The organism is Streptomyces sp. MBT65, from assembly GCF_016612545.1.
Classification (GTDB): domain Bacteria; phylum Actinomycetota; class Actinomycetes; order Streptomycetales; family Streptomycetaceae; genus Streptomyces.
In genome coordinates this window covers 1-11,154 of sequence record NZ_JAENRY010000049.1, presented here as the reverse complement: position 1 = coordinate 11,154, position 11,154 = coordinate 1, and the positions used below count along the sequence as shown (strand labels likewise).

The following is an 11,154-nucleotide window of genomic DNA, read 5'->3' as shown; positions in this document are numbered from 1 at the left end:
TGTTCGGCATGGCGGCCACCATGGCCGAGCGATATGAGGGTCCTGTCAGGCTGCCATCAAAAACCTGTCTGCATCGCAGCGCCCCGCCCTATGGTCGGCAGCATGTGCGCACATGTCCTGGTGGCCGAGGACGACGTCAGACAGGCCACGGTGATCCGGCGCTATCTGGAACGCGAGGGCCACACCGCCCTTGTGGTGCACGACGGACGTGCCGCGATCGACGAGGCCCGCCGCCGACGGCCCGATCTGCTCGTCCTCGACGTGATGATGCCGGTGGTCGACGGCCTGGACGTCTGCCGCGTTCTGCGCGGGGAGTCGTCCGGCCTCCCGGTGCTGATGCTGACCGCCCGCGCCACCGAGGAGGACCTGCTGCTCGGCCTCGACCTCGGCGCCGACGACTACATGACCAAGCCCTACAGCCCCCGCGAGCTGATGGCCCGTATCCGCACCCTGCTGAGGCGCAGCCGACGCACCGCCGCCGCCGTCCCGGACGACCGCCGGCCGACCGACCCGGTCCTGCGGGCCGGCGCCCTCTCGGTGGATCCGGTCCGGCACACCGTCCACCTCGGCGGGCGGCAGGTGGAATGCACCCCCGGGGAGTTCGAGGTCCTGGCGGTCATGGCCGCCGAGCCCGAACGGGTCTTCACCCGGCGGCAGTTGCTGACCCGGACCCGCGGGTCCGACCGCTTCATCACCGAACGCTCCATCGACGTGCACATCCTGAACCTGCGCAAGAAGCTCGAAGCCGACCCGAAGCAGCCGGTCCTCCTGCTGACCGTCTTCGGGGTCGGCTACAAGATGGCTGACGGCCCCGAGGGCCACCGTGCGCACTGAGCCCGCGGTGCACGCCGAGACCCCCGAGACCAGGGTGCCGCTGCGCAGGAGTCTGCTGGTCAGGCTGCTGGCTTCCTCGCTCCTCATCGCCCTCTGCGCGATCACCGCCACCGCCTGGCTCGCGGTACGGACCACCACCAGCGCGATCCGCCAGGAGCAGGGGCAGGTCCTCTCCGACGACACGGACATCTACAAGGTGCTCACCGACTACGCCGCCGTCCACCCGAGTTGGGACGGAGTCGCCGGGACGATCCGTCACCTCGCCGACCGGACCAACCGGCGTATCGCCCTCACCGCCCAGGACCACGGCCGCCGGACGATCGCGGACTCCGCGCCCGGCACATCGCCGCTGCCCGACCATGCGTTCGCGGTCATCGACCCGCTCCAGGTCGACCCCGCGCTGTTCCCCGACGCAGGCGCCGACCGTATCGACCCCCGTGTCCTCGGCCCGTTCCGGCTTTCCGCCGCACAGCGCCAGGATCTCCTCAGGAACGCGAACACGCTCAGGGACTGTGTCCGCAAGTACGGCTTCCCCGCCAAGGTCTCCGTCTCGCTCAGCGGTCACCCCAGCGTAGAGACCGACGACGGCGCCAAGGAGGCCTACGCCCTGGTCAAGTGCGAATCCATCCTCCAGCTCGCACTCGCGACACCGGGCGAGCTGAAGGCTCTCGACAGCCTCAACAAGCTGATCAGGACCTGCCTGGCACATCAGAGCCGGCCCGCCGTGGTACTCGACCTCACGCTCTCCCCCAAGCCGGGCGACGCCGACACCCCGGCCGCGCGGAACTGTGTCAACTCCAGCCGCCGGGAACAGCTCGCCGCCTACGTCGCCCCGGCTGCACAGCTGTTCGTCAGTGAACCGGCCGGATCGGCGGTTCCGGGCTTCGACCTGTCGCAGGCCAACACCATCCGCATCATCGGGGTCGTCGCCCTCGTCCTCGTGCTCACCATGACCGTGACCGTGGTGATAGGCGTCCGCCTGGTCAGACCGCTGCGCGCGCTCACCAGCGCCGTACGGAACCCGGGCCGCCCGCAGCTCCGCGTCCCGGTGACCACCGGCGACGAGATCGGCCGTCTCACCGCCGCCTTCAACGACCTCTCCGAGCACCGGGAACGCACCGAAGCGCAGCGCAAGGCCATGGTCAGCGACATAGCCCACGAACTGCGGACACCGCTCAGCACCATCCGCAGCTGGCTGGAAGCCACCCAGGACGGTGTGCTCACCCCGGACGACGACGTGACCTCGGTGCTGCTGGAGGAGACCCTGCTGCTCCAGCACATCATCGACGACCTCCGGGACCTGGCGGCGGCCGAGGCCGGCACGCTCCAGCTGCACCGTGAACTCCTGGACGCGGGCGACCTCCTGCACCACGTCGCCACCGCCCACGGCGGCCAGGCCCAAAGCGCGCGCATCACCCTGGACGTCCGCACCGACGGTGACACCGAGCTGTACGCGGACCCCATGCGGCTGCGCCAGGCCGTCGGCAACCTGGTGTCCAACGCCGTACGCCACACTCCCCCCGGCGGCAGTGTCACCGTGCGGTCGCGCCGGACCGGGAACACCGTCCTGATCCAGGTCAGCGACACCGGCTCCGGCATCGGCCCGGAGGACCTGCCGCATGTCTTCGACCGGTTCTGGCGCGCCGAGAAGTCCCGCAACCGGCACACCGGCGGCAGCGGCCTCGGCCTCTCCATCGCCCGCCGGTTCACCGAGGCCCACGGCGGCAGCCTCAGCGTCACCAGCTCCCCCGGAACCGAGACGGTCTTCACTCTCCAACTGCCCGGCTGACCACGGCGGTTCAGGGCGTCAGTACGGTGCGTACACCCGGCACCTCGGGCCCGGTCCTCTCCTCGATGAGGGACGGCGGTTCGGCCGGACGGGCAACCGGAAGTTCGCCGAACGCGGTGCCACGGAGGGCAGTTCGATGGAAGATCATGCCAGATCACAACAGATACTGACGTCATGACTGATCAGCGCGAGGTTTCCATCGACCGTCGGCCGGGCCGGACCCTTTCCGTCGAGGACGGGCTGGACGCGTTGCTGGCCGCCTACCACCTACGGACGGAGGCGGAGAAGGGGAAGCCCGTCGCCGAGGTGAACGAGCTGCCGGAGCGCTACCGCGCGGAGATCTCGGACCCTCGGATCGCCTTCGTCGACGATGTCGTGCTGGTCGCCCTGAGCGGGAGCACCGCGGTGGGTTGTCTGGTGGTGACCGCTCCCGTCGACGGGCGGTCGGAGATCAAGAGGCTCTGGACGGACCCGGCGCACCGGGGCCGGGGCATCGCCTCCGACCTGCTCGGTGCCGCGCTCACGCAGGCTGCGGAAAGCGGCGCGAGCGCCGTGCGGCTGTCGGTGTGGAACTGGCGGACCGGGGCCATCGCCCTGTACGAACGGCTCGGCTTCGCCGTCACCGAGTCGTGGGACGAGCGGGATCAACTGGTGTGCATGGAAAGGGCCGTGTGAGTGGTGCCGTACGACGTCCAGCTCGCACCACACCGCCTTGCCCACGGTCAGCTCGTGCACGCCCCAACGGTCGGCGATCCGACTGACGATCAGCAGTCCACGGCCGAACATGTCGTCCGCGGTCGCCTCGCGCAGGTTCGGGCGTAACTCGCCCTTCGGGTCGGACACCGCGATGCGTACGGCGCGTTCGGTGAGGGTGAGTTCGACGCGGAACAGGCGGTCCCGCAGACAGCCGTGCAGTACGGCGTTGCCGCCCAGCTCGGAGACCAACAGGGCGGTGTCCGCGGCGAGTTCGGGGTGGCCCCACTCGGTGAGGAGACGGTGCGCCCGGCGGCGGGCGAGGGTGACGCTCCTGGGCAACGGGGTGTAGTCGAGGCGGTCGTGCTGGAGCGGGGGCTCGGACATATCGCGGACCTCCAGGCAGGGGCGAGCCACGCCGTGGGGTCAACTGGCGCCGCTCTGCGATCGGTTCGTGACCGACGGTAGAGGCGGCTCGACGTCCCGCGCAAGTAACTCTCGGAGGAATTCCCCCGAAGGGTGTTTGCGATGCCTCGCGGCACCGCGCCAGACTGATCACACGTCCACGTCTGAAGGGGTACCTACGTGACATCGCCGACGCAGGGCCACAGCACATCGACCGTCCTGGGACGCCGACTCGGCGGCGAACTCACCAAGTTGCGCACGGCGGCCGGCCTCAACCAGACCCAGGCGGGCAAGGCACTCACCGCGTCCACGACCAAGGTCGCGAAGATGGAGGGCGGTTGGGTCCCCATGCGCGACCCCGACCTCCGGGCGCTGTGTGAGTTGTACGGCGTTCACGATCCCGGCGCGGTGGGCGCGCTTCTGGAACTGGCAAGAGTCGACCGGGAACGCCGTAAGGCCAAAGGCTGGTGGGACGACTACTCCATCCACGGCGTGATGCAGGAGTACATCACCCTGGAGAGTGCGGCGACGGCGATCAAGGTATGGCAACCGGCGTTCATCCCCGGGCTTCTCCAAACACCGCACTACGTCCGGGCGTTGAGGGTGGGCGCCGAGGCCGAGGTAGCCAAAGGTCCTGAGCCGGACGAGGATTTCATCGCCGCACGGCTCGCCCGCCAAAAGCGCCTGTCCGACACCCCACCCCTCTCCCTGCAAGCGGTGATCTACGAAGCGACGCTGCGCAACTTCCCCGGCGGTACGGCAACAGCGGGAGGCCAACTCGACAGCCTTGCGGAGATGGCCGATCTCCCCAGCGTCACACTCCGGATCTACCCCTTCAGCGCCGGTACGCAGCCAGGCCTGAACGGCTCGTTCAACATTCTCTCGTTCGCCGCTCCTGGAGCCATGGACGTCGTCTACGCAGAGGCTCCGTTTGCTCAGCGCTGGGTAGAGGGCGGTGAATCCGCAGCCGCATACGATGAGTTGTTCGAGATGATCGCCGAACGCTCCCTCAGCGAGCGGGAGTCGGTCGCGTTCCTCCACAAGCTACGCAAGGAACTGTGAGCCGTGCGCGCATTCGAGTACCGGAAGTCCAGCTACAGCGACCAGACGGCCGAGTGCGTCGAGATAGCCACCAACATCCCCACCACCGTCGCCGTACGTGACTCCAAGAACCCCACCGGCCCGTCCCTCCACCTCCACCCCACCACTTGGAGAGCCTTCCAATCCTCCCTGCCCGCAAGGGACTTGACCCCTTAGCCCCCCCACCACCCACAGCGAAAAAGGGTGACACCTCTCGTGAAAGTGTCACCCTTCTCGGAGAGACCCGCGGCCGGTCAGCCCTTCGGCGCGTGAGCCATCGCGATCACCTTCATCTTGAGGGTGCGCACCGCTTCGGGGTCCGTCACGGGCCGGGGCGTCTGGCCTTCGGCCGCGGCGGCGACCGCTTCGGCCTTCTGCTTCTGGGCGCGCGCCGAGTCGTCCTTCGTGGAGGGCGAGGTCGCCTGGGCCTGCGACTCGGCCGCGGCGGCGACCGCCTCGGCCTTCTGCTTCTGGATGCGCGCCGAGTCGTCCTTCGTGGAGTGCGAGGTCGCCGTGGCCGCGTGGACCTGCGATCCCGCCGCCACCGTCAGACTGCCGAGCGCCAGAGCGCTGACCGCGGCGGTCCTGAACGTCGTTCCCATCCTGGTCGGCTTACGGGGGGCTGCGTGGCGCATGAGGGTTCCTCTGCTGTCGGGGTGACTTGGACAGGTGGACTACGCAGCGCGGGGGCCCGGACGCGACACCCGGATGCAGTGACGCACGTCACGGAGAGTCGCTGTAGCGGAGGATCGGTGCCCGTTCGTACTCCCCCCGTAGAGGACCCCTGGCCGTTCTGTGGACGGAAACGAATGGCGGAAGAGTGGCGAGAGGCACGGCGGAAGAGGAGTTCGATGAGTTCTACGCACTGGCCTACCCCAGGCTCGTTCGGCAGCTCTACGCGATGACCGGCGATCTGCCGGAGGCGCAGGACGTCGTGCAGGAGGCGTTCATCAGGGCCTGGGGTCGACGGGGGATCTTCACGAGCGACGGTTCCCAGGAGGCGTGGATCCGCACCACGGCCTGGCGGCTCGCCGTGTCCCGTTTCCGGCGGGTGCGGCGCGGTGTGCAGCTCATGCAGCGCCATCACGAACAGCGCCCTGTCGAAGGTCCGTCCCCCGAACGTGTCGCTCTCGTCGAGGCACTGCGCACTCTTCCGCAGAAGCACAGAAGTGTCGTTGTCCTCCACCACCTGTGCGACCTCAGCGTCGAGCAGATAAGCGCCGAGACGGGCTGGCCGGCCGGGAGCATCAGGGTGTGGCTGGTCCGTGGGCGCCTGTCGCTCGCCCGCCATTTCTCCTCCCTGCCGGACCAGGAGGTGGACCATGTCGGATGAGTCGAATGCGTCAGATGAGTACGAGCGTCCTGGCTGGCTCTCCGAGAGCATCGCCCAGTTGGAGAGCGTTCGGGTCGAACGGCCGGTGTCCGCACCGGAGTTGCGTCGCAGAAGCGTCCGACGCCGGCAACGCCGCACCCGTTCCGTCGCCGTCGCGGCGATTGCCGTGACGGCGATCGGCGCGGGCGCCTTCTGGAGTTCCGTGGGCGCGAACCGATCGGCGGAAACTCCCTCCCACCACGAGGAGGACTCCAGAACATCGGCGGCCCAGGAGAACCTGCGGACTTACTATTCGGTTCTGCCGGATGTTCTTGCCGCACGGGGTGCGACGTCGAAGTCGCAGCTGTGGAAGCTGATGACCGAGCATTTCACGGAGACGGCACTGAAGCGAGAAGTCGTTCTCGAAGGCAGCGGATCCGACGACCTGGCGGCCACATGTGGGCATGTGACCGCCACCACCGTCTTCACCGTCGGCGCCGCCCGCAGCGCCGGGGCCGACACCGTCCGCGTCCACGTGACGAGCGACAGCGCACCGGACTCGATCGAGGTCGAGGTCGATCTCCGCTCCCTGAGAATCTCGAACTGGTCCTGCCCCGAAGGGTCCTGACCTCTCAGGCCGCCAACTCCCGCTCCTCCAGTGCTTCCTGACTCTCACTCACCGAATCCCGCATCACCACCGCCGCCAACACCCCCGCAGCCACCACCCCAACCGCGCTGACCAGGAAGGCCGTTGACATGGAGTGCGTGAACGCCTCCCGGGCCGCCCGGACCAACCCCGCGTCCCCGTGCGCCGCCGCCAACGCCCCGCCGATCGAGTGGCGAGCCTGCTCGGACGTACCGGAAGGCATCTCGTCCGCGAAGCCGCTCGACAGGAGCGAGCCGAGAATCGCGATGCCAAGCGCCGTACCCGCTTGCTGGATGGTGTCGTTGAGGGCCGAGCCGACGCCCGCCTTGTCCTCGGGGATCGTGCCCATCAGCGCGCCGACCGCCGCCGGCATCGCGAGGCCCGCGCCCAGGCCGAGGAGTCCCAGCGCCACCGCCGGGACCGTGAAACCGGTGTCGACAGTGACCGTCGTGAGCAGCACAAAGGACGACGCCATCACCAGCATGCCCGCCAGGATCAGATACCGGTGGCCGTACCTCGCCATGAACTTCGCCCCCGCCGCGTTGCCCACCAGCGCGGTGACCGCCAGGGGGACGAACGCCAGACCCGCCTTGATCGGTGAGTAGCCGAGCACGAACTGCAGGTACTGCGTGAGGACCAGCAGCAGGCCCCCGTTGCCTATCTGAACCAGCGTCAGGGACAGCGAACCCCCGCTGAAATTACGGTGCTTGAAGAGGACCAGCGGGACCATCGGGGTCGGTGTCACGTTCTCCCAGATCACGAATCCGGCCAGCCCCACCACCGCCACGACCAGGGTGACCAGCCCTCGGCCCGCGAACGCCCCGTGCTGCGGGATCTCGATGATCCACCAGATCAGCGCGGTCATACCGACCGCCGACAGCACCGCGCCCAGCGGATCCGGCTTCTGCCACGGCCCCTTCGACTCCGGCATCAGCGTCACCCCGGCCACCAACGCGAGCGCCACGACCGGCACGTTGAGGAAGAAGATGGAGTGCCACGAGAAGTGGGCGATGAGTACGCCGCCCAGCACCGGGCTGCCGACCAGGGCGAGCATCGACACCGAACCCCAGGCCGCCATCGCCCTGCCGCGCTCCTCCGCGTCGAAGACGGTGATGAGGATCGAGAGCGTCGACGGCATGATCAGCGCGCCGCCGACCCCCATCGCCACCCGTACGGCGATCACCTCGCCGGGAGTCGTGCAGAACGTCGCCGCCAGTGACGCCGCGCCGAACAGCACCAGCCCGATCAGCATCACCTTCCGGCGGCCGAAGCGGTCGCCGAGGCTGCCCGAGGTCAGCAGCAGGCCGGCGAAGACCAGGATGTAGGAGTCGAGGATCCACTGGGTGTCCTGGGCGCTCGCCCCGATGCTCTCGGTCATCGACGGGACCGCCACGGTCAGCGCCATGCTGTCGACCACCAGCACCAGCGAGCTGAGGCACAGCACGACGAGGATCCACCAGCGCCGGGGGTTTCGGGTTTCCATGAGGCTTCCCTTCATGCGAACACTGTTCCTTTGATGCGCACACTGTACGCATGGAGGAACAGTGTGCGCAATCCTTGAACTCTGTACGCTGGATGCGAACGACGTACGCACGGCCCGCACGAAGGAGCCCGCCAGATGGCCGCCAGGACGAAGCCGACGACGAAGGCCGCACCGGAGCCGAACCCCATCCCCTCGGTGTGGGCCCGTGAGCGGCGCCCGGCCGATCAGCCCGCGCTCAACCGGGACGCGATCGTCCGCGAGGCGATCGCGATGCTGGACGCCGACGGCATCGAGGCGCTGAGCATGCGCAAGCTCGGCGCCCGTCTGGGCGCCGGCGCGACCTCCCTCTACCGGCATGTCGCGACCAAGGACGAGCTGATGGAACTGGCCGTCGACGAGGTCGCCGCCGAGATCCACGTCCCGGACGCGGGCGCACCGGACTGGCGCGCCGCCGTCACCGAGGCCGCCGCCTCCTTCCGTACGACCGCGCTACGGCACCGCTGGCTGTCCTCGGTCCTCGGACAGGCCGGGCTCGCCTATCTCGGCCCCAACCTCATGTCCTTCTCCGAGCGGCTCGCCGCGCTGTTCACGGCCGTCGGGTTCCCCGAGCCGAGCGGCGCGATCGACGCCGTGCTGTCGTACACGATCGGGATGAGCACGACCGAGGCCGCGTGGCTCACCACGGTCGCCCGGTCCGGGGACAGCGAGGGCGAGTTCATCGCCCGGCTGATGCCGGCCGCGCGGCAGGCCGCGGCCGGTCATGCCCATCTCGCCGGTTCCTACGCCGAGTCGGCCGCCACGGTCACCGATCCGGTGGCCCTGCGCGACAGCAAGTTCGCCTACGGCCTCGATGTCGTCCTCGACGGGTTGTCGCTGCGGCTGACGCGTTAGACCTCCCCTTCCCGGACCTCCTCGCCCGCCAGGTCGGTCGTCTCCAGGTACACCTCGGCCAGGACCTGCAACTCCTCTCCCCCAGCGGTCAGTTGCTCGCCCGGGTGCAGGCGGCCCGGCAGATCGTCCGGGCGGTTCGGGATCGTCACCGTGCGTGCCGCGTCCCCCTCGTCCCTCGACACCGCCCAGCCTCCGGCCAGTTGAGCCGTCAGTACCTGGTCGAAGTCCGGGGGGCGGGTGAACACATGGGCCAGATAAAGCTGTTCGCGGCCGAAGAGGACGTAGCGGAGGGGCGTCGGTTCGATGGTGGGCCCGGTCGGGTGGCCTACGTACAGGCGCTCCTCGATCTCGATCCGCACCTCCCCCAGCAGCTCGCCGTCCCTCCCGAAGCGGCCGAAGTACAGGTCGGCGGGGAAGGACCCGCCCGGCTCAAGGTCCTTGAGCAGCAGGGTTCTTGGGCTGACCGTGAACAGTGCCGACGTGCCGTGGCGCTTCCGGGCCGTGCGGTAGGTGTCGGTGTCCAGGGCCACCCGCAGCACGGCCTGGAAGTCGTGGGGCGCGGTGAAGGTGGGCATGTGGACGGCGTACACGGTGTCCGTGCCGAGCAACACCAGTCCGTGGACGGAGAGTTCGGGGGTCACCATGAGAGGGCCGGGTCCGGGTCGGGGCTCTTCGGCAGTTGTCGGCACACGAAGCCCGCGAGGAACACGTCGTCCGGCGCGGTGACGCTGCTCTGCATCGCGGAGGTCGCCTGCTGGTAGGCCACCCAGCGCAGTTGGAGGTCGTAGCCGTACTGGACGACGAGGACCTTGGCGAAGCGGCCCTCCGTCGTGCGTACGGCGAACACGTCACCGGTGACCAGTTGGTTGCTCGCGTTCGGGTTGCCGGTGAGGGGGGTGGTGCCGTAGGTGAGGGTCGAGAGGCGGTGGCCGTCGAAGGCGTCGTAGTCGACCTGGCCGAGGTTGACGATTCCGGCGAGGGAGCTGGGGACCAACTGGGCGGTCGTCTCCGTCATCCACTCCCACCAGAGGTCGGCGGTGTTCATGTCGCCGCCCGCGATGCCGTTGTCGAGGTCCAGGGTCCAGGTGCCGCGCAGGGTGGTCTCGCCGGGGGTCTCGGTGTAGCCGGTGGCCTGGCGGATCAGCTCGATGTTGCGGGCCAGGGCCACCGATTCGACGTACGACGGGCAGCGGCCGTGGGGTGGGGTGGAGCCGTCGCTCAGCGGGGCGACGCCCGACGAGAGGCGCCAGGCGCGGGAGCCGAAGAGTTCCATCGGCGGGTCCAGCCAGGGGCGGACGACGGACACCACGCGGTACTCGAAGGCGAGGGAGAAGACCGTGTCGTCACTGGCGCGGTCGCCGAACGCCGATCTGAGTTCCGGGGGTGCCTGGGCGGCCAGGGTGCGGAGCGTCTGCCGCGGGAGCACGGCTCGTGACCAGGGGTCGTCCAGGGCGCCGTCCGGCGAGTAGTAAGTGGGCGCGAAACGTGTGCCGTTGGGGGCGGTCGTGTACTGGTCGGGGAGGTTGGGGTTGAAGGTGTCGCGGTGCCGTTTCCAGATGCTGGAGGGGGCCTTCGAGGCGAGTTCGGAGGTCTCGCGCAGGGCGTCCTCGACCTCGGCTTTGTGGCCCGCGGTCTGCCAGGCGTCCATCGCGTCGTCCCTGGCCTGGCGGAGTCTCGGTTCGTCGACGTGCGTCCAGTGGTCGCGGGTCGCCTGGTCGGTCGAGTCGGTCGCCGTCTGCTCCGCCTGGTGGTAGTCCATGTCGGCCTGGAGCCAGGCCTGGCGGGCCGTGCGGTAGTCGCGCAGCGCGGGCGAGGGGACGAACACCCCGTCGGGGCCGGTGTCGTAGAGGTAGTCGACCGCCGTGTCGTAGCGCTGGTGTTCCTCGGGGGTGAGGGTGGAGCGGGCCAGGTCGGCGGCGAGCACCTCGCCGTAGACGCTCCACAGGTGGGTGGTGGCCGGGGGTGTCCAGACGGGCTGGGTGGGGATCCTGTTGACGAGTTCGCAGAACTCGGCCCAGACC

12 protein-coding genes and 1 pseudogene are annotated in these 11,154 nt (G+C 69.1%); 8 read left to right on the top strand and 5 right to left on the bottom strand.

What is annotated here, in order from left to right; translation table 11 throughout:
* Positions 1–102: 102 nt before the first annotated feature.
* The 3 genes from JHN63_RS13875 to JHN63_RS13865 all read left to right on the top strand — a co-directional run bounded on the left by JHN63_RS13875 (position 103) and on the right by JHN63_RS13865 (position 3,298).
* Positions 103–834 carry a response regulator transcription factor gene (locus JHN63_RS13875; RefSeq protein ID WP_200680099.1) on the top strand — a complete coding sequence of 244 codons (732 nt, stop codon included), beginning with the start codon at positions 103–105 and terminating at the stop codon, positions 832–834.
* Entirely contained in the window at positions 824–2,623 is a 1,800-nt protein-coding gene (locus JHN63_RS13870; RefSeq protein WP_307781887.1) for a HAMP domain-containing sensor histidine kinase, read from the top strand. The genes JHN63_RS13875 and JHN63_RS13870 overlap by 11 nt, the downstream gene beginning before the upstream one ends.
* 174 nt (positions 2,624–2,797) lie before the next feature.
* On the top strand, positions 2,798–3,298 hold the full coding sequence (locus tag JHN63_RS13865) for an N-acetyltransferase (protein WP_200680098.1): 501 nt from the start codon (positions 2,798–2,800) through the stop codon (positions 3,296–3,298).
* 42 nt (positions 3,299–3,340) lie between these two features.
* Here the strand turns inward: JHN63_RS13865 and JHN63_RS13860 are convergent.
* Positions 3,341–3,703: pseudogene (locus JHN63_RS13860) on the bottom strand (ATP-binding protein); the annotation flags it as partial.
* Between the two features lie 198 nt (positions 3,704–3,901).
* Between JHN63_RS13860 and JHN63_RS13855 the strand changes: the two are divergent.
* Together JHN63_RS13855 and JHN63_RS13850 are read left to right on the top strand one after the other, a co-directional pair.
* Positions 3,902–4,783: a helix-turn-helix transcriptional regulator gene (locus tag JHN63_RS13855; RefSeq protein ID WP_200680097.1), complete on the top strand. Its 882-nt coding sequence runs from the start codon at positions 3,902–3,904 to the stop codon at positions 4,781–4,783.
* A gap of 3 nt (positions 4,784–4,786) precedes the next feature.
* Positions 4,787–4,978 (top strand): DUF397 domain-containing protein, encoded by a 192-nt coding sequence (locus JHN63_RS13850; protein ID WP_200680096.1) that lies wholly within the window; start codon positions 4,787–4,789, stop codon positions 4,976–4,978.
* Positions 4,979–5,055: 77 nt separating this feature from the next.
* Here JHN63_RS13850 and JHN63_RS13845 read toward each other — a convergent pair whose 3' ends face one another.
* Positions 5,056–5,403, bottom strand: a complete 348-nt coding sequence (locus tag JHN63_RS13845) for a hypothetical protein (protein WP_200680095.1) — start codon at positions 5,401–5,403, stop codon at positions 5,056–5,058.
* Positions 5,404–5,621: 218 nt separating this feature from the next.
* Here JHN63_RS13845 and JHN63_RS13840 point away from each other — a divergent pair, with 218 nt between their 5' ends.
* Positions 5,622–6,134, top strand: coding sequence for a SigE family RNA polymerase sigma factor (locus JHN63_RS13840; protein WP_200680094.1), 513 nt, complete (start codon positions 5,622–5,624; stop codon positions 6,132–6,134).
* On the top strand, positions 6,124–6,741 hold the full coding sequence (locus JHN63_RS13835) for a hypothetical protein (RefSeq protein ID WP_200680093.1): 618 nt from the start codon (positions 6,124–6,126) through the stop codon (positions 6,739–6,741). The genes JHN63_RS13840 and JHN63_RS13835 overlap by 11 nt, the downstream gene beginning before the upstream one ends.
* Before the next feature lie 4 nt (positions 6,742–6,745).
* Here the strand turns inward: JHN63_RS13835 and JHN63_RS13830 are convergent, their stop codons facing one another.
* Positions 6,746–8,242, bottom strand: a complete 1,497-nt coding sequence (locus tag JHN63_RS13830; RefSeq protein ID WP_200680092.1) for an MFS transporter — start codon at positions 8,240–8,242, stop codon at positions 6,746–6,748.
* Between the two features lie 135 nt (positions 8,243–8,377).
* On the opposite strand from JHN63_RS13830, the gene JHN63_RS13825 reads away from it, so the two are divergent.
* Positions 8,378–9,133: a TetR/AcrR family transcriptional regulator gene (locus JHN63_RS13825; protein WP_200680091.1), complete on the top strand. Its 756-nt coding sequence runs from the start codon at positions 8,378–8,380 to the stop codon at positions 9,131–9,133.
* Here the strand turns inward: JHN63_RS13825 and JHN63_RS13820 are convergent.
* Both JHN63_RS13820 and JHN63_RS13815 read right to left on the bottom strand, forming a co-directional pair.
* Entirely contained in the window at positions 9,130–9,777 is a 648-nt protein-coding gene (locus tag JHN63_RS13820; RefSeq protein ID WP_200680090.1) for a hypothetical protein, read from the bottom strand. The genes JHN63_RS13825 and JHN63_RS13820 overlap by 4 nt on opposite strands.
* Positions 9,771–11,154 (bottom strand): hypothetical protein (locus JHN63_RS13815; RefSeq protein WP_200680089.1); only part of this gene is annotated, 1,384 nt, incomplete at its 5' end. The genes JHN63_RS13820 and JHN63_RS13815, both read right to left, overlap by 7 nt.